Raw genomic sequence first — 22,898 nt, forward strand, 5'->3', positions numbered from 1 at the left:
GACTCAAGGGTATGTCTGGGATACCCTTGAGTCCCTAAAAAGGCTTCAGCATTTTCACCTGAAGCTGCGGCGACCCACCACTCGATTAGCTCGTAAAATGCCGAAAAAGCCAATACAAAACAAACGGCCAAAAACTGGCACCATGCGCCTATTTGCATGACCTGCTTGCGGATAAATATTTCTCGCGCCAATATCACAGGGATAAAACCTTGGGCAAAATGGCCAACTTTATCGTAGTTATTGCGTTCGCTACCCATAACTTGGGCTAACCAGTCAAATAATGGCACTTCGGCATAGGTATAACGCGCACCCACAAATAATACACAGCAATGCACTAAAATAAGGGCATAAGCTAACGTGGTCAGCGGAAAGCTCTTACGACTAAAAAATAAAATAGGTAAGGCAATTAATGCGGGGATAGCCTCAAGCCACCAAGTGAACATATCCTTGGGATTACTGACAGACCAAAACAATACCAATAGGTAGATTGCCATCCAAATCACGCGTTTTTGCATCCTCAATTCCTCATCTGCGATATTGTTCTCAATTAAAGATATTACTTCAGCCATCTAGCCCTCCACAAGCCTTAAAAAAAGTGCTACTTTGGCATTGCGTCGGAAGTCCGCATTTATAGCATAACTATTGGCTAATTCATTAGCATAAGCATCATTTAATGATAAGAGGGTACCCATATCATGGCGAAACACTCGCTTGACAAGGATAAGATCAAAATCCTGCTGTTGGAAGGCGTCCACCAAACTGCGGTTGATGTTCTAGAACGAGCAGGTTATTCCAACATTGAATACCATAAAGCGTCGCTCGGCGAAGAGGCTTTACTTGAATCGATCAAAGATGCTCACTTTGTTGGATTACGTTCCCGTACTCAGCTTACCGCTGAAGTATTGCACCATGCAGAAAAGCTGGTTGCGATTGGCTGTTTTTGTATTGGCACCAATCAAGTCGATTTAGCCGCCGCCGAAAAATTGGGTATCCCGGTATTCAACGCCCCATTCTCTAACACTCGTAGTGTTGCAGAACTAGTCATTGGCGAAATCATCATGCTCATGCGCGGCATTCCACAGCGCAATGCAATGTCGCATCGTGGCGGTTGGTTAAAGAGTGCTAATGGTAGTGTTGAAGTCCGTGGCAAAACCTTAGGTGTAATTGGTTACGGTCATATTGGTACTCAGCTAGGTATTTTGGCTGAAACCCTTGGCATGAGAGTAATTTTCTTTGATATTGAAGACAAATTACCACTGGGTAATGCCTCACAAGTTCACTCTATGGAACAGTTATTGGCCCAAGCTGATGTTGTCAGCCTGCATGTACCTGAAACGCCGCAAACCAAAGACATGTTCGCTAAAGCTGAATTTGCCCAAATGCGTCAAGGCAGTTTCTTTATTAACGCCTCACGCGGTACCGTGGTTGATATTGACGATTTAGCCCAAGCGCTAAAATCGGAGCAGATTGCAGGTGCAGCAATTGACGTGTTCCCGGTAGAGCCAAAATCAAATGATGATGAGTTTGTGTCACCGTTACGTGGTTTAGACAACGTATTACTGACACCACACATTGGCGGCAGTACCGCTGAAGCACAAGAGAATATTGGTATTGAAGTGGCTGGTAAATTAGTGAAATACTCAGATAACGGTTCGACCTTATCGGCAGTTAACTTCCCTGAAGTATCTTTGGCACAGCATAGCGGTACTTCACGCTTATTGCACATTCACCAAAATCGTCCTGGCGTGTTGATCAAAATCAACCAAGCCTTTTCTGAAAAAGGCATTAACATTGCCGCACAGTACTTACAAACCACTGCTGAAATCGGCTATGTGGTAATGGAAGTCGATTCAGATCAAGCTGAAGAAGCATTAGTAGAACTTAAATCAATTGAAGGCACTATTCGTGCTCGAGTATTGTTTTAAGCTTACTTAGAAAGCGATTAGCTTAGGTTAATGAGCTTCTAGAAAGCTATCTTGGTAACAAGGTAGCTTTTTTTATTGGTTTTTAAAACCTTGCCCCCTGTTGAGCATTGTATTATTCCGTTACACTCCAACCATACCGTCTTATTCTCAGCTTAGGGATAGTTATGACCATTTCAGTAAATCAACCCGATTGGGATTTCATCGCCACTTCTCCTGCATTAATGCTATCAAGTTTGACTCATATGGGATTAATCGAAATCACCGGCGAGCAAGGGCGCAGCTTCATTCACGGCCAAGTCACCACTGACATCACTTCACTAGGTGAAAATGAATGGAAATGGGGCGCACATTGTGACCCTAAAGGCAAAATGCTTGCTAGCTTTCGTACGTTTGCAATAGCCGACAGCTTGTTTATGTTGCTGCCAAAAAGCGCACTATTGTTAGATTTACCCCACTTACAAAAATACGCGGTATTCAGTAAAGCTGAGTTGGCTAATGTGAGCGATGATTACCACATAATCGGTATTGCTGGCGCAGAAGCACAAGCCTTTGTTACGCAATATTTTGGTGAGGCGTCGCAAGCGCTTAATCTCGTCGACCAAGGGGCGATCATTCGTGATGGCGAACGTTTTATTGCCATTATAAAACGCGCTACCGCAGAGGCTATCATTAGCCAATCAGGCCAAACATTATTTGATGCCACTGCATGGCAAGCGTTAGAGATAAAAGCTGGTTACCCCAACATAGATGCCGCCCACTCAGGTCAGTACGTAGCGCAAATGTGCAATCTACAAGCCATCAATGGCATCAGCTTTACCAAAGGCTGTTACATGGGCCAAGAAACCATTGCCAGAATGAAATACCGCGGTGGTAATAAGCGTGCGTTGTATATTCTATCTGGCACCAGTAGCCTAAACATCACTACTGACACCCAGTTAGAAATCGCACTTGAAGACGGTTTTCGCCGGGGAGGCAATATCATTGAGTGTGTCCAATATGGCGACAAAGTACTTCTGACGGCTGTACTGCCCAATGATACTGAAAACAATGCTCAACTGCGTATTGCTAACGATGAAAGCTCACAGTTATCCATTATTGAATTACCATATTCATTAGTCGATGCTTAACTAATTCAATGTTTTATTGTCACTAAGCGAGCCATTGGCTCGCTTTTTTTATGTTTAGACATAAACAGATTTTATCGCGTATATTGGTCATCATATGACACAGTCAATGCATTACGTGTATCAAAGCTAATTCGTTATGGAGCAATTATGACAAGCATCGTTACCTTAGAAAATATTAGTAAAGGGTTTCGCGATGGCGAGTCATTTCATCCCGTATTGCAGCAAGTGAGCCTGACACTGCAACAAGGTCAAACAATTGCACTAACAGGCCCTAGTGGTAGCGGTAAAAGCACTTTACTGAATATCATTGGTGGCTTTGAAACTATCGACAATGGCGACATGTTAATTCGTCAAGGCGATAACATGCTCTCAGTAACACAATGGCAAAATAAGCAATGGAGCCAGTATCGACGTCGGTCGCTTGGAGTGATATTTCAACATTTTAACTTACTGACACCATTAAATGTCCGTGACAATATTCAATTCTCACTGGCGCTCAACCAATTAACTTGGAGCCCTTGGTGTGATGAGTTATGCCATCAACTCGGCTTAACCCCATTACTGGAGCGTAATATTGAAAATCTCTCTGGTGGGCAACAACAACGGGTCGCCATTGCGAGAGCATTAGCTCACAAACCACAATTGATTTTAGCTGATGAGCCGACAGGTAACCTAGATCAACACGCTGGAATGCAGGTAATGCAACTACTCACTGAATTAGCTCAACAAGCAAACTGCTGCATTTTGATGGTTACCCACAGCGAGGAGTGTGCAGCGTTTATGCAACACCGTTGGCACGTTGAAAATCAGCAAATAGTAGTTAACCCTACGAATAAAAAGCTGCAGGGATAGACAATGATGACCGACTCCTCATCAATTAGTCGCTTAAGATTATGTTTGCGCTTATTTGTTAGTCATTATCGTCATGCGCCACTGCAAGCAAGTGCCATTTTACTGGGCATTATGCTGGCAGTGACTTTGCTTATTGGGGTTTATGCCACCAATGAAAACGCTAAACAAAGCTACGGCAATGTCTCCGAGCTACTCAGCCAACAAGCACGCTTATCCATTAGCCACCGCACAGAAAGCAGCATTGATGAGTCGGTATACTTTGCATTAGCTAATGGCGGATTCAACACCATCGCGAGTATTGAAGGTATAGCAACAGATGAACAAGGCCGGCTTTGGCGCGTCAACAGTAGCGATATTATTGCGGCAATCAGCAGCCGCAAACAGCAAAATACTGACTCTCACTCCTCTGCCGCGATAACGTCAACCAATATTCCCCTTGCCGAATTGCTCAGCGGCCAAGCTAAGGTATTAATGTCGCTAAGCCAGCGTGATCGCCTTGACAATCTCAGCCGCAAAACTGACCGCTTAGTACTGAATAAGGTTCCTGTTGAGATCATCGCCATTGATGATAACTGGGGACTTGGAACCGCTATTCTTGCCGATATATCTTTAGCCCAACCGTTACTGAATATGCAAGGAAAGCTCAGTTATATTGCGGTATTTGACTCAAAGCCAGCAGCCCCTAATGCAACAGCGCCAGAGTCAGATGAGCAACTCATCGCTCGGTTAACCGACACCCTAACTCAAGCAGGTATTGACACCAGTAAGCTAAATTTCACCACTCGAACCAGTGAAGGTGAATCGCTTACCGCCCTCACGGCGAGTTTTCACCTTAATCTTGATGCCATGAGCATGCTAGCATTTGTGGTCGGATTATTTATTGCTTACAACGGCGTGCGCTACAGTTTAATGAAGCGTCAAAAACTGCTGGTGCAAATCATGCAGCAAGGTATAGATAGGCGTACTGTGATGTTTGCCTTAAGCCTTGAAATAATATGTTTAGTGTTTGTCGGCTGTATATTAGGCTTTATTGGTGGCTTACAGTTGTCGCAGTGGTTGCAACCTATGGTTGCGATAACGCTTGAACAGCTTTATGGCGCAAAGTTATTACCCGGAATTTGGCAATGGCAATGGTTTGTACAAGCATTGATACTAACCTTGTCTGCGGCATTTGCAGCCTGTATCCCAATGCTAATTAGCCTTATCAAAACACCACTAGCCCAAGGGGCCCAAAAACAGCCACAAAACCAACAATTCAATATTATTCATTGGCGCCAATTTGTCATCGCAGTGTTGCTGTTACTCATTTGTACTGTCGGATTTGCCTTTACCGAGCAGTATCGCCATAGCTTGGTATTATTGGGTATTATCTCAGTAGCTATTCCATTGCTATTACCACAATGCCTGCATTGGGCGGTTAACTTACTCAGCCCATTTATGCCTAAAGGACTTTGGCAATATGTGATTGCAGAAACCAAAGAGATAATTGCCCCGCTTGCCTTGGCCATGATGGCTATGTTGTTAGCACTATGCGCCAACATTGCCATGAACACTTTAGTCGGTAGCTTTGAAATCACCCTAAAAAAATGGCTCGATGCCCGCTTACATGCCGACTTATACATAAGACCAAACCCAAATCAGATAGATGCTTTAATCTTATTATTAAATAACGATCCCAAAGTTGAAGCCATTTATGATCAATGGACTATCGATAGCAATCTTAATCGGATTGAAACACCACAAACACAAGTGCCTATCGATCTAGTCAGTCGCGATCATCTGTCGTTGACAGAAACAACCGTGTTTAAAATCACTGCGGATGACTTTTGGCCTGAGTTCACCCAAGGCCATTATGTGATGATCAGTGAACCCTTATCGATAAAATATCAACTCGATATCGGCGATAAAATTCAGTTATCACAACTTAATCAGCACACATTAACCGTTGGTGGAATTTATTACGATTATGGTAATCCTCAAGGCGAAGCGATTATTACCCAGTCTTTATGGCAACAATCTCAATTACCAGCTAAACCGATTAGCCTAGCAGTATCGTACCAAGGCGATATTACTCCACTACAAGATAGCATTAGCCAGAAAATCAATCTGTCTTCCGCTTATATGTACAGCCAGCAGCGGATAAAAACCGAAGCAATTACCATATTCAATAAAACATTCTCTATTACTGTGGTACTGAATAGTTTGACCTTACTGGTGGCGGCTATCGGCTTATTCAGTGCCTGCATGATGCTAACACAAGCAAGGCAAGCCCCCTTAGCACGCTTGTATGCCCTAGGTGTTAGCCGCAATCAATTACGTATAATGGTATTAGTGCAAATGTTATTCATTGTGCTATTGACCTGCTTGGTTGCATTACCCACTGGCGCATTACTGGGTTATTTGTTAATTCACAAGGTGACCTTGCAAGCATTTGGCTGGAGTATTGCTATGGTATGGGATTGGGCGGCTTATTTTCAAGTGGTGGTCATTGCGATAGTGAGTTGTTTATTCGCCGTATGTTTACCCTTATATTGGCAGACTCGAAGACCACTCATATCGAGCCTACAACAGGAAGCATTATGATCTCTTTCATATCAACTATAGTGCCCAAAGCAGCCTTTAAAATGCCACAGAGTATGGCTATATTAACGTTTTTTGTAATCGGCCTAGCGTTAACGGCTTGTTCACCAGCACAAGACACCGCAGTAAAAGAATCAACCATTAGCAGCATGTCATCAACATCTGCTGAAGGGTATAGCGACGTTGTTCAAGGTAAAGTATTACAATTTCCACAAGACCATTTAGCTCACAATGACTTTAAAATTGAGTGGTGGTATTTAACCGCTAACCTCACTACCACAACCGGTGAAGACATTGGCGTACAGTGGACTCAATTTCGCATCGGCCTGAGACCACAGACAAGTACGATTACACTTAAAGAAAATGACTGGATCACTAATCAGCTTTACATGGCCCATGCCGCAGTGACCACCAAAAGTGAACACTTAATCGCCGAAAAATGGTCTCGCGGCCATCCTCAACTTGCAGGTGTGGAGCCACAACCATTTGAGGTTCATTTGCAAAACTGGCAATGGTTAAGTCAATCAGAACAACTATTGCCAGCTACATTAACCGTCGCAGGTGAGCAATTTAAGTATCAATTACAACTCAGTAGTCAACAACCGCTGCAATTACAAGGTGAGCAAGGTTATAGCAGTAAAAGCGCCGATAAAAGTGTGGCATCTTACTACTATAGTCAGCCTTTTATTGACGTCACTGGAGAGATAACCCGCCATGGAGTGACTGAGCAAGTAACTGGTAAAGCCTGGCTTGATCGAGAGTGGAGTTCGCAATTTCTAACTAAGGCTCAGCAAGGTTGGGACTGGTTTTCACTGCGTTTAGATGATGACTCAACGCTAATGATGTTTAGGCTTCGCGGGCAAGATGATACGGATCACTTCTACAGTGGCAGAAGAATGTTTGCCGATGGCAGTGGGCGTAATATCAACAGCCAAGATAATCCCGGTGACATCTCAATGGAGCCAACGCAGTGGCAACAAACTGCATTAGGCAAACACCCTATTGCTTGGCATCTTCGGATTGACAGTGAGGGTATTGATGTCACCACTGACGCATTAAATCCTAACAGTGACATGCTGGTATCAACCTCATATTGGGAAGGACCCATCACCATTAGCGGCAGTCACAAGGGTAAAGGCTATATGGAGTTGACCGGCTATCGCTAATACTGTGAGCATTTATAGCAAAAATAATGTCACTATTATCTGCATAAGTTGTGTATCAGTTATCTTGCCATTTGGTTAGCTGCATGGGTCATAAAACCGTAACTGACAATATTGACTAACAATATAGAGCTAGTTAAAACAGTAATATTCACATCTGATAGAGTAATACTCTAAGGCCTGATTAAAAAATAAACCCAGCTTAAGCTGGGATTATTGGTTGAGATCTTTGCTGAACAACTTGCTCGTTGTTTACGGCTGTTGCTTTTGATGTCTTCGATGATTCAATCTCATCATGCTCTACTGGCATCGCTGCTTGCCATAATGCGCTAACCCATAAACTTGAAGTAGATTTCATTGTTATTCCTCCGTTTTTGCTAAGGAGTTCAAAGTAATCCTTTAAGGTTCATAGGTAAAATGAATAATTACCATGAAGTGGATTCCATTTAAGCATGAACATCCCAATCAAGAGCTTACAGATTTTTCTCACCATAGTTGAAACCGAAAACTTTACCCGTGCGGCACAAAAGTGCTTTATGACCCAACCGACACTGACCAAAACCATTCAACGTTTAGAGGAAAATATTGGTGAGCAGTTGCTTATAAGAAATAATCAAACAGTAGAATTAACCCAAGCAGGACAATTGTTTGAACAAAGTGCGCGGGAGATTTTAGGTCACTGGCATCGACTTCAAGAAGGGATTAGCAACCTTAGCGGCTTAAAGTCTGGACGATTACGACTTGGAGTCTGCCCGATGATGAGCAGTTTAATCACGCCTTTGTTGACCGAGTATCGACAAAAATACCCCGGAATCGAATTACAAATGAACGAGTATGGCGGATTTGGTTGTGAGCAAGCACTGCTGAACAACAGTCTAGATATTGCCTTCACGGCGCTGCCTACAACGCATAAGATAGAGTTAGCGAACCAAGCGCTAACTAAATACCCTTTACTTGCCTGCTTACCAGAAGGGCACCCTCTGGCTAGCAAAACGGAAATACGCTGGCAAGACTTTGAATCTTACCCCTTCATTCTTTACAACGAAGATTTCTCATTAGCCAAGTTAATTAATCGTTTAAGCCGTAAAGTTGGTGTACAACTTAATATTGCTTTTAGAACGGGTCAGTGGGATTTTTTAGCGGCAATGGTTGAAGCTAACTTGGGCGTCGCAATTTTACCCGAACCCATTTGCCAACGGCTAACCAGTAGCAAACTGATATTTAAACCAATGCAACCTGCCATGACCTGGGATTTAGCCTTGATATGGCGAGAGAACCTGCCATTAACTCCGCCGGCTCAAGCACTCTTAACCCTCAGTAGAGATGGCCATCAATAATGTGGTAAATGCTGTCAGGGTTTTTATGTGCTGTTAACAGCATAAAACAAGCATAAAAAAACCGCTGCCTAGGCAACGGTTTTTATGGGCAAATCGAAACTAGAATTACTTCTTAGCTTCAGCAGCCTTACGCTCTTTAACTTGAGCAACAACTTTCTCAGAAACACTGTTTGGACACGGGCTGTAATGAGCAAATTCCATAGAGAATTGACCACGGCCAGAAGTCATTGTACGTAGTGAACCGATATAACCGAACATTTCTGATAACGGTACTTCAGCTTTAATACGAACACCTGTAACACCAGCGTTTTGATCTTTGATCATACCGCGACGACGGTTAAGGTCACCAATTACGTCACCAACGTTGTCATCTGGGCTGAATACGTCAACGTTCATGATAGGCTCAAGAAGTTGTGCACCGGCTTTAGGCATAGATTGACGGAATGCGCCTTTAGCAGCGATTTCGAACGCGATAGCTGACGAGTCAACTGCGTGGAAAGCACCGTCTTGAAGCACAAGTTCAACGTCTAACACAGGGAAACCTGCGATAGTACCTGTGTTCATCATGCTCTTGAAACCTTTCTCAACAGCAGGCCAGAATTCTTTAGGTACGTTACCACCAACCACTTTAGAAGTGAAAGTGAAACCAGTGTTTTGCTCGCCAGGGCGAATAGTGTAATCAATTTTACCAAACTGACCAGAACCACCAGACTGTTTCTTGTGCGTGTAGCTATCTTCGATTTCTTTAGTGATAGTTTCACGGTAAGCAACTTGAGGCTCGCCTACAATTAGGTCAACGCCGTAAGTACGCTTAAGAATATCAACCTTAATGTCTAAGTGAAGTTCACCCATACCTTTAAGGATGGTTTCACCAGAATCAATGTCAGTCTCTACACGGAAAGATGGATCTTCTGCAATCATTTTACCGATAGCGATACCCATTTTCTCGCTGCCGCCTTTATCTTTTGGCGTTACAGAGATAGAGATAACTGGCTCAGGGAATACCATGGCTTCTAGTGTACAAGGGTGCTTAGGATCACATAAAGTGTGACCAGTTTGCACGTTCTTCATACCAACGATAGCGATAATATCACCGGCTTGGGCTGATTCAATTTCGATACGTTCGTTAGCATACATTTCAACCATGCGGCCAACACGCTCAGATTTACCAGTGAATGAGTTAAGGATGGTGTCACCCTTTTTCAAACGGCCAGAATAAACACGTACGAATGTTAATGCACCAAAACGGTCATCCATAATCTTGAACGCTAATGCTTTAAACGGAGCATCAACATCAACGATTGCGAATTCGCCATTTTCGTTACCTTCTTCGTCAGTTAGCGGTTGTGGATCAACTTCAACTGGATCTGGTAAGAAATCAACAACGGCATCAAGTAATAACTGCATACCTTTGTTTTTGAATGCGCTACCACAATATGTTGGGAACACAGCCATTGTACGAGTACCCGCACGGATACAACGCTTAACGTCTTCTATAGATGGTTGAACACCTTCCATATAAGCTTCTAGTAGGTCATCGTCTTGCTCAAGAGCAGTTTCGATTAGCATTTCACGGTATTCTTCAACTAAGTCAACCATGTCAGCTGGCACATCAGTAATTTCGAAGTTTTCTGGTAAACCAGAATCATCCCAAATGTGCGCTTTACGAGTTAGTAGGTCAACAACACCACAGAATTCGTCTTCAATACCGATTGGTAAAACCATTACCAATGGGTTAGCTGCTAAAACGTCTTTAGTTTGCTTAACAACACGTAAGAAGTCAGCACCCATACGGTCTAACTTGTTTACGAAGATGATACGCGCAACTTCAGAATCGTTAGCATAACGCCAGTTTGTTTCTGACTGAGGCTCTACACCGCCTGAACCACAGAATACACCGATACCGCCGTCAAGTACTTTAAGCGAACGATATACTTCAACAGTGAAGTCAACGTGGCCTGGAGTATCAATAACGTTGAAACGGTGATCATTCCAGAAACAGCTTACTGCTGCTGACTGAATGGTAATACCGCGCTCAGCTTCCTGTTCCATGAAGTCAGTGGTTGATTCACCATCATGTACTTCACCGATCTTGTGGATCTTACCGGTTAGCTTAAGGATACGCTCGGTGGTCGTGGTTTTACCCGCGTCAACGTGAGCGAAGATACCAATGTTTCTGTATTTGGATAATTCGGTCATGATTCAACTTTAATGATTAGTTTAAGAAGTAGACGGAGCATGCGAAAAAAAACCGACACACCGCACATCAGGTTATTAAGGCGCATATTGTAAATTGGAACCTTGCTGGGCGCAAATAGCTGTTGCAATATTTATTTACTTTTAGCAAAAAAAACCGCATTAAAAGCCATTAATACCATATAAAACAAAAGACTAAAAAATAATAGTTTATTTTTTAGTCTTTAGACTTATTTCACCTTAAAATGTTAAATTTTAGCTTAAATGGGTAAATTAGCCTTTTTAGCCCCCAATAATGTCGCTATTGAACATTGTGCCATATCGAGTAAGCATTTATTAATCTACATAATGAATTGTGTTAGAGGCGTAAACATCAATCAAGATGAGGTTTTTATCTACGCACTACAATATTGATTACGTCCTGACTGTTTAGCTTTGAATAACGCAGCATCGGCACGTTCAAAGCACGCTTCTATGGGTTCACCCTCACCCAACAGAGCAATCCCGTAGCTGCAAGTCACTTTGATGTCATTATAAAAATGAAAATGAGTGAGTTCATCGGTAATTCTTTGGCATAGCTCTTGGGCATTGATCAACTGCACATGCTGGCAAACGATGACAAACTCTTCACCGCCCCATCTGGCGACAACATCACGCTCTCTCACTGAAGTTTGCAGTACTTGGGCAACTTGGACCAGTATTTTGTCACCAATAGCGTGTCCATGTTTGTCGTTTATTGCTTTGAAAAAGTCGATATCTATAATAATTAAGCCAATATTATTATGGTGATTTTGCTCAGTAGGGGTTTGTCTCGTATCGAGAAATGTTTGGTTGAAGTATTGACGATTATACAATTTTGTTAGTGGATCGTGTTGAGCCAAAAAGTCTAAGTCACTATTTTTTTGCTCAAGTTGTAATTGTAATTGCTGTAACTGTTTATTGTTTGCCTCTAAATGAACATTGTACTTACCGATTGATATTGTGCGGTACAGGAGAAATAAAATAAATGTCCCTAATGCCGTTAGCACAGGGATCACTAGGCTATAATCAATGTCTTCTATCACGGTAATATTGTGCCATTTTTTATAAATTGCAATATGATCGGCTTGGGTGATTTTTGCCAATCCTGCATTAATCTGTGGCAATAAATCTTGCTTTGCGTGAATAACCCCCATGCGTAATTCATCTTCAGGCCCTCCCCAACCCGCTATTTTAAGCGAGGTTAAACCCTGTTGTTGAATATATGCATTAACAGAAAACATTGATCCAACAAATACATCAGCCTCACCATTCGCGACTTTTTCCAACCCTTGGCGCTCACTATTAGTCAATATAGTATTGATATTGGGGTAATACTGTTGGATGTACTCGACTAAGCGATAATCTTTGGGGATGGCCAATAAGCGGTCGCCGATATTTTCAAAACCTTGTAGAAAGGGTTGCGACTTCAACGACACCAGTACATTTGGCGATTTAAAAAAGACCTCACTAAAGTAGAGATATTGGTCGCGCTTTGGCGTTTGATTTAAAATAGGGGTTAACTCACATCGACCTTGTTTGAGTAATTCTAAACTCTGCCTCCAAGAGGTTGTCGGGACTAACATAAAAGTTAAACCGGTATACTTTGTCAACAAGGCTAAATAGTCAGAGGAAACACCAGTATGACGACCATCGACGATAGCTTCATAAGGTAACCAATCGGGATCAACACAATAGCGGACGATATTACGGCTTTGTGAGTCGATTAAAGTCTGCACTTCGAGCACAGAAGCGCTGGCATGCTTAGTGTTGAACAGATTAACCAATATCAACAGCATGACCAATAACACGCTAGATATTTCAGGCAAACTCAACCTTCTCAATAGTATGCTCCACCCATTATGACTCAAGGAAATGGTCGAAAAAGAAGTGTATACGCTATTGAGTGTATGACAACATACCCAAATATGACAAAAAAATACCCGCCAAATGGCGGGTATTTCATTTACTGATCAATTATAGGTATTAAGCTTCGACTGGTGATATCACAAATAGTAAGTCGCCTTGTGAAACTTGCTGGCCATTGCTATTGAGAATACGTTCAATGCGATACTGTTGGTCTTCAGGATATAACACACCCGTTTGACGATTAAAGCCCGCTAACGTCAGTTGCGAGAACATCTTCATTGCTTCCATCAATGCCAATGTCTGTTCAACAGTAACAATGTCACCTTCTTTTACAAAGTCAGCTTCACCCGGTGCTGGAGAGGTATAGAAAATACCAGCCCCCTGAGCCATAACCTTCAGCTCGTTACTTTCACCAACACGTAATGATTCAGTATCAACCTCAATCGCTTCTGCTGCCGCTTCCATTTCTGCAATCAGTGCAGGTATATCTAACTCAGCCATTAAACGTGGCAAGTAGTTAGTGTCATATACCCCTTCGTTGAAGGTTGGATCTTTAAGGATAAGCTTTAACAATGGAATGTTAGTCGCAATACCTTTAATCACTACGCTATCGAGGTACGCATACATTTTAGATACAACGTCGGCACGGTCAGTACCACGTATAATGATCTGGGCGATCAAACTATCATAGTATGGCGACACTTCTTTGCCAGCAGCGGCAATCGAAATAATTTCAACATCATCACGCTGAGGCAATACACATTCTGTGATTTTACCTGGATTCGGAATAAGCTGCAGAATACCATGGCTATCAAGCGCTGCTTTTTCCGCCGTTACGCGCACTTCCATGGCGTAATCTTGGTCAACAGGCTCAAGCTTCTCAATTGATCGGCCAGCAGCAATATCAAACTGCGCGCTAACAATATCGATACCTGATGTCGCTTCTGTCACCGGATGCTCAACTTGCAGACGTGTATTCATTTCCATGAAGTACACTTCGTTAGCATCTAGGTTATAGATAAACTCAACAGTCCCTGCGCCCATATAATCGGTTACTTCGCCTAACGCACGTGTATATTCCATCACACGTTGCTTCAGCTCTTCAGGCAACATAGTTGAACCTGATTCTTCGATTACTTTTTGGTTATTGCGCTGTACTGAACAGTCACGAATACCCAATACTTTGGTATTACCAAACTTGTCACGCAGTAACTGCACTTCAATATGACGTAATGAGGTAACGTATTTTTCTAAATACAAATCACCATTGCCAAATGCAGCAGCAGCTTCGGTGGCGGTTTTTTGGAACAAACCAATCATGTCTTCAGGACGTTTCACAACCTGAATACCTTTACCACCACCACCTTGTACCGCTTTTAGCAGCACAGGATAACCAATCTCAGATGCTACGTTTACGGCTTGCTCTGCGTTAGTCAAAATACCATGACTACCAGGCACAACTGGCACATTTTGCGATTGAGAAGTATGGATAGCATTAGACTTGTTACCCATTGTGGTCATTGAATGCACACTAGGACCAACAAAGTTAACCCCATTGTTAACACACAATGCTGCAAACTGCGGACTTTCTGATAAGAAACCGATACCAGGATGTAACGCGTCAACATTTTCATATTCAGCGACTTTCAAGACTGAGTAAGCATTAAGGTAACTTTCATCTGAAGTATTACCACCAATACATACAAGCTTATCTGTATCTTTCAGCATATCTGCTGGAACAGATGTCATGTCAGGATCTGAAGCCACCAACACGACATTAATATTGTTGTCGTGAGCTTTACGGATCAATTTAACAGCCGTACAACCACGAGCATGTACCAACACTTTATGAATAGGCTTCATCAGTGCACGAGGATCATTTTGGACAATGACGTCCTCTAACTCAATCACTTCAGGCACTAGCGTCGACAATGCTTTACTGATCACGTCTTCGATCTTCATTGTCGGTAATGGCATGAGTGGATCAATACCCGACAACTGAGTGTCTAAGGTGTCACTAAATGGATTATGAACTAACCCGGTCATGGCACCTGGCACTTTAGACAAATAGTTAGACAGTGTTGCTGTTGATGGTAAGTACGCAGGTACCACCATTTGGCCAGCAAACGGCATGTTGGTGCCAGACAAATAGTAAGTCTGTACTAACGGATGAGTCACGAAACTGGCTTGAGCACCACCCGTACAATCACCAAAACCAAACATTAATACCGGTAATTCGTTATCACGAATAAAGCGTGTAATACGGTCATTCACAACCGCCATTGAAAACAATGCCGCCGCGCCTTCTTTGGTTTGCATGCCACCAGAACTGATGAAACAAATAACCGGAAGTTTGCGCTTAGCACATTCGATGAGTAGCGAACTGAATTTTTCAGCACTGGCCATATCAAATGCACCGGCTTGGAATGCGGTATTTGAAACCGCAACACCAACACGTAACTTACTGCCGTTGTTATTAAAATCAGCTAGACCGGTAATTAAACCGCAAGGACGGATCTTTTTATCAATAGCGTCTTCAATCGATAAACGGAAACCTGGGAAGTTAAGCATGTTAGCTGACATTTTGTCGGCATCAATTTCATCAAACTTATTAAAGAATTGTTTGATGATATTTTCCCATGCCATCTTGCCTTGTTTTTTCTCTTCACGAAGCACTTTTAGGATCAGTAAGTCTTGGTAACCCATGGTTAAGCGGTTCCAGAAATCCTTACGACGGCCAATACGCACAGGGTTAATGGTGCCGGTATATTTGTCATGATCGTCTTCACTGTCGAAATATTCAGGCAATAAACGTTCGAAGAAGTACGTCAAAATAACAAATAAAGAATCGTTTAACTGAGGGAAACCGACACTCTTCCATTGCTCTACACGCGTTAACAATTCTGCACGATTCGATTGATCCATGAAGTATTTTAACCACTTATAGAACTTACTCTTGTCGTTAGCTTTGTCACTTGTCGATAATGCGTTATCAATAGATTTATGCAGTAACTTATCCACCGACTCGCGAGATAAGCTTTTTGACATCATGGCTTCTTTCGAAATTGACGCCAAGCTACCTACAACATTGTCATATAGCGCATTAAAAATAAGCACGTTATGACACTGCCAAATAAAGTCTGCACGTAATTCATCGTTAACCACAATATCTAACACAGTAAGTTGGCTAAGCTCAGGCCACGGCGCTTGTGTTGTAGACTTAGGCAATGACTCTAAATGTTTTATTAAGCCATTGAAGTTGTTAGCAGCATTACTTTTCCAACGATGGTATAACGACCAACCAATGTTAAATAACAACGCTTTACGCGCTTTTTTATAGTTCTCTTTTGGTTCACCCAAAATAAAACGAGTAATGACGTTACGCTCGGCAGAAATATCTTTACGTTTAGCGCTAAAGGTACCCCAAAGCTTATTCAGTTCTTCATCATAAACTAACTTATCTGGGTTGGTTAACCACGCTTGGAACACGCGTTCCTGCTCTTGCTTAATGCGCGCTAACAAGTCACCTTCTGGCACGCTCACTTTTGATAAGCGACCATACTGTTCTTGTGAGATTGAATGAATACGGCTACGCAAGGTCAAATAACGTAAATAACGATATGCACTACCAAAAATATTGTGGTACATGGTCGGGTTATTGGCGACAGACAAGCGAGTATTATTTTCAAGCGTCAGTAAATTAGCCGACGGCGCTAAAAAACGCTGCAAACTACGATCGTAATGATCTTTTAAATCGGTAGATTCACGCACAAAATTCATTGCTGCACGTTCAACAGCTTCAATAGCACTGATAATCGCACGACGGAAATTATGCTGACGCTCATCTTTATCTGATGGAGTGAAATCGATAATGCCGTCAATACAGCCTGCGGTATATAACTCTTCTGGAGAAACGCCAACAGACTTAGCACATTCCTGCCATGACAAGTTGTACTTACGCGCAATGCTTTGCAAACCTTGTGGCTGGATAGTGTTAAAAATACCGTCTCGAACAGACAATAAAATATTAGCTGCCGCTAATGGAATAGCACCACCTGAGTAACCTGCACCAATCACAATACCGACTGTCGGCACATCAACATTGGCACTTTCAGCAATCGCTTTAGAAATGGTATGCGCTTGGTTTTGACTATTGGCAATTTCGCCAGCATCAGCACCAGGAGTATCAATAAGATATACAATAGGCATAGACAATTCGGCGAAATGGCGAATCGCTTTACAGGCTGCAAGATGATGCTCTGGCATCCATGCGCCATTGGCGGTAGTTCGTTCCTGCGCGATAAAACCAATACGGCGAGTACGAGTGCCAAAGTTAAGTTCCACTTCAGCACGATAAAACGGTCCGATGTGACTTTCGGCAATAATCTTGCCTTTCAAGTCAGCGATCATACGCTTCGCACCTGGGCGGGTTTTATCCAAGGTTGGTTGGATAACTTTATTGACGTAACCGTCAACGTCTAGAGATGCCAAACTTTTCAAGTTTGATTGAATCGCATCTTCTGTTAATAGCCCTTTCACTTCTTCAGATAAACTCTGCTTGTTATGAGCAGGAAATAATGAAAAGTCTTTAGCCAAGTGTTCAGCTTGTAAAAAAAGTGGGTCAGCCGATAGTGCTTGAGTCTTGTTAGCGGGCTGCTTTTTGCTGGTCATCCTTAGATCCTCTGCTTATATAGCCTCTGAAAATTTTTTTTAGCTTGTAAATATAACTTTGTTAATGGGTAAATTACCATATAAACTAGCTTGGACGCTTTGTTCCATAAATGAGACAGTGAGGTTTGAATGCCCGATTTGAACGGTATGATGCTGTTTGCAGCCGTTGTTAGAGCAAAAGGATTCTCTCAGGCAGCACGAGAGATCGGACAACCTAAATCAACCATTAGTCGTAAAGTTGCGCAATTAGAAGAACAACTCGGAGTGCGGTTACTGCAACGAGACACCCGAAATTTAAGCCTGACTCAAGTTGGAGCATTATTTTTTCAGCACTGTGATTCTATTAGTCATGAAATTGAAGCGGCTAAAGCAACAATAGAAAACACCCATAATGATATTTCGGGCGCATTACGCATCGCCATTCCGGTGTCATTTTCACAAGATGTCATTGGTCATTTATGCTCAAGTTTTATGCGACTTTATCCTAATATAGAACTGGATATTCAATTTACCGACAACGATGTTGGCCTAGTCGGTGAAGGTTACGATATCGCCATAAAATATGGGCCGCTGCAGTCGTCAGATCTTGTGGCCAGGTTATTATTTGAACGCCAGCCTATTTTGGTCGCAAGTCCGGGTTACATTAAAAAATTCAGTAGCCCTGCCACGCCACAAGAATTAACTCAGCACAATGGTATTTTACTCGGCACCACCTTGTCGGCACCCATTTGGGCATTAGGCAAAGGCAGCCGTAAGATAATGGCGACCTTCAAACGTAAAGTGCGAGTGAACAGCGCCAGCATGGTAAAACGTTTAGCGTTAGATGATTATGGTATTGCTATGCTGTCGAACACGAGTTGTAAACAAGAGCTTGCAACCGGAAGCTTAGTGCCAATTTTACAAGAATGGCCAATGGAACCCTTTAAAGTCTATGGGGTCTATTCAAGTCGCCGTCAGCTAGCCAGTAACATTAGTGCTTTTTTAGACTTCTTCACCAAACGATATACCAGCCAAGAATCATTACATTCAATGATGAGTTAAAGTTATATATTTAAAAACATGTCGCCAGCGACTGTTGATTATTATTGATATGATTTAGCCTCAACACCAGTGCGATTAACTGAATAAATAACCTCAAATGGCCTAAACTAGCCGTTTGAGGTTATCTCGTTTTAGAGACGCATAATGCGAAACTTTGTGACTAACACTAAAATCGATAAGGGAATCGCAAACTAATTTGATAGTCTGGTGAGTCTTCTGTTAATCCGCTACCAATTGATGTCACCATCGACAAATTAGGTGATAAGGCTAACGTAGCCCCAATGCCCAAGCTTGCAGTATTAGTGTCAGTACGAGGTATTTTCTCCCATTCTCCACCTTCTGGTCTTTGTTTTGTTTTACTGTAGAAGCGCTGATTAAAGCTCATACTCAAACTCATGCGTTCAGAAACAGCAAAAGCCAATCCCACGCTGTAATCCAGATAATTACCTAAATCAATTTCACCAGGGCTTAATCCTGGCGAACCTGATAGGTCATCAAACGCCTCTGTGAAGCTAACACCGTAATTTAAATTGAAAAATACAATCGCTGGATCAAAGGTTTTTGCTAAACTAAACCCTGTAGATGCTCCCCAAACACCAGAGCCCGTTGCCATTTCAGTCGGATACGTCAAATTACCGGTATCAGATGTTTCGAGTGGGATCCCAAAAGGATCTTTTCCCGTTGGCGCGCGAACTCTGACATTCCACACCCAGTCAGGCCAATCAACTGATTCTGCATTTATTCGGTAATAAACCGCGCCACTGACATCACCAATTTGACCACCACTAATGTCGGCAGTTTCATATCGTTGACTAGAGTTGCCTTCACCCACCGAATCATACTGAGTCCAACGATACAGATACGGCAAACTGAGCTCGAATTGCCAGTTGTCATTTAGCGTATAGCGAGTGGTGAGATCCAATCGTGTTGTATTAGTGCGAATACGGTCTAGGTTTAAGTTACCCAAAAAAATAGCATCAAGGGCTAAAAAACCTCTAAGAATAAGATCTTTTCGACTGTAGTAACTATAGGTAAATGAGGGCTCTACGGTAAATTTCCGAGAAAAGACATTATGTGCTTCTTGCAATACATCGTCAGTACTTCTTGCTCTGTCTGGCGCTTTTTTTCGCTCTGAAGCGTCACTGGCGATTGCAGCTTGCTGGCTTGATTGAGCTTTTTGTCGCTCGACTGATGGTGGTGGTGAAGATGACGGTGTTGATGCAGAGACTGGTTGCTGTGTTGAGGTAACATCTTTCGTGCTGGCTTGTCTATTTAAAGCCTCTTGTTTGAGCACCTGTTGAGCCATCTGATTAATGGTCTGTTGTTGTAATTTAATTTGTTGATTCAACTGAATCAGTTTTTGTTTAAGTACTGCAATATCTTGTTCAGATAAGGTTGATTCTAAGGCTGGTTGAGGATCTGTATCTGCAGAATACGCAGGTACTGCCAATATTCCTGGCAGTATCACTGCAACAGCTGAGGTCCATTTATTATTCATAAATACATCCTTGGCTTGTACAAAATGAATTAAAATCCTAGTGTGGTTAAATCACTGATTTGCCTACCAAGTATATTTGACTCAATTGGTCCAACAGGCATACCCTCATATCTTAGTGTAGACTGGTTTATTACTCCATGACTAAGCCCATCAATAAAAATGCTCTGAACTAACTGTCCATTGCCATTTTGATAGCTAATTCCTTGACTTGCTCTGCCCGAAGCCAGTTCGACCTGATAGCCAACTGTGTTACCATTAGCCGAAAACGTGGTATTGCCATTATTGCTTACAAGCGTTGTACCGACGGTAACATTAATTCCTTGCACTAGCGGTGTTAATCGCCCCTGAGCCATATCCAATTCATTTATCGCTAAATTTTCACTCCCAGCGATTTGAATTCGTTGTTGTAACCCTGCTGTTTGCCCCAAAGCATCCAACTGAAACCCATTATTACTGCTAATGGCATTAGGATCACTGATAGTAATATTAACAGAAGGCTGATTGTTGACTTGAGTAAACTCAATTTGCATTCCCACTTGCTGTTGGACGCCATTATCTTGAATAAACTGTGTTTGCATCTGCAAGCCAAAGTAATAATCCTGTCCGTTATTAGTGTATTTACCTTTCATTGATTCCAATTCAAAGTCTGTCAGAACTTGGCTGTGCTGAAATACCGTCAATGAAGGCGAGCTGGCCATCACAGGTGCTGCGATAGCCAGTAATAGCATCATGCTTAGTTTCATATCTTCCTCCTTAAAGCATATCTGAATATGAAAAACCAAATTCAAGTAACTCAGCATCCGTCATAGGTGAGAGCGGATCGAGTGTCTTAAACGTTAGTTTTGCTCTTGGATGCAGTAATGGATTATCGCGTCGATAATCTTGCCCAATAACCACAAATACAACCCCATTCCACTTTTGAGTAAATTCAGCCATTGTCATAATCCGATTACCTAATGCTGGATCGCCTAAATAGACGTTTCCACCATCCTGGCGACGAAACACCACAAAATGGCTATAACCACCATCATTGAGTAACACAATGGCAGGTATTTTGAGCAAGGATATTTCAGCTTCACCGATTTTATATCCCCGCCCTCTTAATTCTTGAGATTGCAGATACCGTTTCATATTAAGCAGTGAAAATCCTTGCTCTTGAACCAGAGTCAAATCAGCATGCTCTAACATGCCAATCAACACTTTTTGTTCACTAATATCTTGACGGTCATAGGCATATTTCAACAGACTAGCTAAACTAGCCGCACCGCACGAAAAGTCGGTTTTTTGCTCTATAACATGTTCAAATTTTCGCTCACGTATACTCTGAATAGATTTTGTATAAGTTCCCATGCCAGGCACAACACCCGTTAATGGGATCTCGGCGGCATAATTGTAGTGAGTAAAGCTGAAAATGATCAATACAGAGATAATCAATTGGCTAATGTTGCGCATAAGATGAATCAGGGGGGCTTACCCCCCTGCCTTATTCATAATGATCAATTTAGTTTTATTCACCAGAGATAATTTCTGCTGCTCCGGTAATACTGGTCAAGGCTAAATTGTTTGACTGTAAGTTACCTGTGCCACTTGCCAAGTTAACCCCAATATTACCCGAGGCATTTTGGAAGGCTGTTCCAGCTAATAATGAAGAGTTATTAGACTTCTGCAGTACAGTTTGCACGAAGAAAGGTAATTGACCACTCACAGTACCATTAAGCGCTAAATCACCTTCTTCATCAAAGGTCATCACTTCGGCACCAGTTGGATTCTCAGTATCAAAGTCAATGTGTCCCACAACGGTTCCAGGTGGGACATCGTGAGAACCATTACCTTCAAGAATAACTTCTGGATAGTAAGCATCATTAAGTGCTGATGTACCTTCATATCCGCCATTGGCGTTTAACGCTAGATTAACATCAACATATTCAACGTTATCCTGAACAACCCCAATATTCATCGTGCCGTTATGTCCAGTATTTTGCACATTAGACACGCTTGCTTCACCTAGACGACCATTGTATGAAGACGCGGCCATATTATTCGCCTGAATATTATTGTTACCAGCAGCAACGTTGACACCAATATTACCCGTGGCATTCATGAATGACGCACCATTAATGGTTGATGTGTTAGTTGATGCTTCATTCCACACACCATTGAAGCCACCCACCTGAGTACTAAAGATTTCAGCATCACCAGAACCAAAAGCAAAACCGGCATCAATAGAGGCTAACGCAGCAGAATTACTTTGAGCATTAAAATCACCTGCTGCTTGGTTAACACCAATGTTACCGCTGGCATTTTCAAATGCACTGCCAGATATCTTAGCGTCATTATCGTGATAGTAATTTTCAACCATATTCGCGCTAGTTTCCTGCACGTTTTCAACTACAGCCATGCCTAACCCATTAGCAGTTATAGTGCCTTCAATGGCTACTTTACCTTTATATTCAAGGTCTTTAGATACATCTACTTTTTTAGTTAATTCAACACTACTGTCTGAATCATTCATTCCATTTCCATTTCCTGGTCCATTTCCTGGTCCATTTGCATATGCAGAACTACTCATTATTGCTGCAATACTTAGCACTAGAGTGAGTTTTTTCATCTTCCATTCCTCC

16 protein-coding genes are annotated in these 22,898 nt (G+C 42.3%); 7 read left to right on the plus strand and 9 right to left on the minus strand.

Annotated elements, in window-relative coordinates; genetic code table 11:
* The coding region (locus H5185_RS10185; protein WP_182742026.1) for a DUF2238 domain-containing protein at positions 1 to 515 on the minus strand (515 nt) is incomplete at its 3' end.
* Between the two features lie 180 nt (positions 516 to 695).
* Between H5185_RS10185 and serA the strand changes: the two genes are divergently transcribed.
* From serA to H5185_RS10210, 5 genes are all read left to right on the plus strand, one after another.
* Complete coding sequence (gene serA, locus H5185_RS10190) at positions 696 to 1,925, plus strand: phosphoglycerate dehydrogenase (RefSeq protein WP_124017328.1); 1,230 nt, start codon at positions 696 to 698, stop codon at positions 1,923 to 1,925.
* Between the two features lie 164 nt (positions 1,926 to 2,089).
* Positions 2,090 to 3,052, plus strand: coding sequence for a tRNA-modifying protein YgfZ (gene ygfZ, locus H5185_RS10195; RefSeq protein WP_182698593.1), 963 nt, complete (start codon positions 2,090 to 2,092; stop codon positions 3,050 to 3,052).
* 147 nt (positions 3,053 to 3,199) lie between these two features.
* Positions 3,200 to 3,904 (plus strand): ABC transporter ATP-binding protein, encoded by a 705-nt coding sequence (locus H5185_RS10200; RefSeq protein WP_182742016.1) that lies wholly within the window; start codon positions 3,200 to 3,202, stop codon positions 3,902 to 3,904.
* 3 nt (positions 3,905 to 3,907) lie between these two features.
* Positions 3,908 to 6,487, plus strand: a complete 2,580-nt coding sequence (locus H5185_RS10205) for an FtsX-like permease family protein (protein ID WP_182742017.1) — start codon at positions 3,908 to 3,910, stop codon at positions 6,485 to 6,487.
* Positions 6,484 to 7,650 carry a lipocalin-like domain-containing protein gene (locus tag H5185_RS10210; RefSeq protein WP_404948455.1) on the plus strand — a complete coding sequence of 389 codons (1,167 nt, stop codon included), beginning with the start codon at positions 6,484 to 6,486 and terminating at the stop codon, positions 7,648 to 7,650. Before H5185_RS10205 ends, H5185_RS10210 begins: the two co-directional genes overlap by 4 nt.
* 199 nt (positions 7,651 to 7,849) lie before the next feature.
* Here H5185_RS10210 and H5185_RS10215 read toward each other — a convergent pair whose 3' ends face one another.
* Complete coding sequence (locus tag H5185_RS10215) at positions 7,850 to 8,005, minus strand: hypothetical protein (RefSeq protein WP_165870140.1); 156 nt, start codon at positions 8,003 to 8,005, stop codon at positions 7,850 to 7,852.
* Between the two features lie 94 nt (positions 8,006 to 8,099).
* On the opposite strand from H5185_RS10215, the gene H5185_RS10220 reads away from it, so the two are divergent.
* Positions 8,100 to 8,984 (plus strand): LysR family transcriptional regulator, encoded by an 885-nt coding sequence (locus tag H5185_RS10220; protein ID WP_182742018.1) that lies wholly within the window; start codon positions 8,100 to 8,102, stop codon positions 8,982 to 8,984.
* Between the two features lie 105 nt (positions 8,985 to 9,089).
* On the opposite strand, the gene fusA is transcribed toward H5185_RS10220, so the two are convergent.
* The 3 genes from fusA to H5185_RS10235 form a co-directional block, all read right to left on the minus strand.
* On the minus strand, positions 9,090 to 11,183 hold the full coding sequence (fusA, locus tag H5185_RS10225) for an elongation factor G (protein ID WP_124017323.1): 2,094 nt from the start codon (positions 11,181 to 11,183) through the stop codon (positions 9,090 to 9,092).
* A 392-nt stretch (positions 11,184 to 11,575) separates the two neighbouring features.
* Positions 11,576 to 13,027: a diguanylate cyclase domain-containing protein gene (locus tag H5185_RS10230; protein WP_259396203.1), complete on the minus strand. Its 1,452-nt coding sequence runs from the start codon at positions 13,025 to 13,027 to the stop codon at positions 11,576 to 11,578.
* A gap of 157 nt (positions 13,028 to 13,184) precedes the next feature.
* Positions 13,185 to 17,738: a biotin carboxylase N-terminal domain-containing protein gene (locus tag H5185_RS10235; RefSeq protein WP_182742020.1), complete on the minus strand. Its 4,554-nt coding sequence runs from the start codon at positions 17,736 to 17,738 to the stop codon at positions 13,185 to 13,187.
* A 129-nt stretch (positions 17,739 to 17,867) separates the two neighbouring features.
* Between H5185_RS10235 and H5185_RS10240 the strand changes: the two genes are divergently transcribed.
* Positions 17,868 to 18,779: a LysR family transcriptional regulator gene (locus H5185_RS10240; RefSeq protein WP_124017320.1), complete on the plus strand. Its 912-nt coding sequence runs from the start codon at positions 17,868 to 17,870 to the stop codon at positions 18,777 to 18,779.
* 166 nt (positions 18,780 to 18,945) lie between these two features.
* Here the strand turns inward: H5185_RS10240 and H5185_RS10245 are convergent, their stop codons facing one another.
* The 4 genes from H5185_RS10245 to H5185_RS10260 are packed head-to-tail and all read right to left on the minus strand — an operon-like array spanning position 18,946 to position 22,885.
* Positions 18,946 to 20,277, minus strand: a complete 1,332-nt coding sequence (locus tag H5185_RS10245; protein WP_182742021.1) for a transporter — start codon at positions 20,275 to 20,277, stop codon at positions 18,946 to 18,948.
* 29 nt (positions 20,278 to 20,306) lie between these two features.
* Positions 20,307 to 21,020 carry a hypothetical protein gene (locus tag H5185_RS10250; protein ID WP_182698589.1) on the minus strand — a complete coding sequence of 238 codons (714 nt, stop codon included), beginning with the start codon at positions 21,018 to 21,020 and terminating at the stop codon, positions 20,307 to 20,309.
* A 10-nt stretch (positions 21,021 to 21,030) separates the two neighbouring features.
* Entirely contained in the window at positions 21,031 to 21,729 is a 699-nt protein-coding gene (locus tag H5185_RS10255; RefSeq protein WP_182698588.1) for a C39 family peptidase, read from the minus strand.
* 55 nt (positions 21,730 to 21,784) lie between these two features.
* The gene (locus tag H5185_RS10260) at positions 21,785 to 22,885 is read right to left on the minus strand and encodes a hypothetical protein (RefSeq protein ID WP_182698587.1); all 1,101 of its coding nucleotides are present in this window, start codon (positions 22,883 to 22,885) and stop codon (positions 21,785 to 21,787) included.
* Positions 22,886 to 22,898: the final 13 nt, after the last annotated feature.

Source organism: Shewanella sp. SG44-6 (genome assembly GCF_014164185.1).
Taxonomy (GTDB): domain Bacteria; phylum Pseudomonadota; class Gammaproteobacteria; order Enterobacterales; family Shewanellaceae; genus Shewanella; species Shewanella vesiculosa.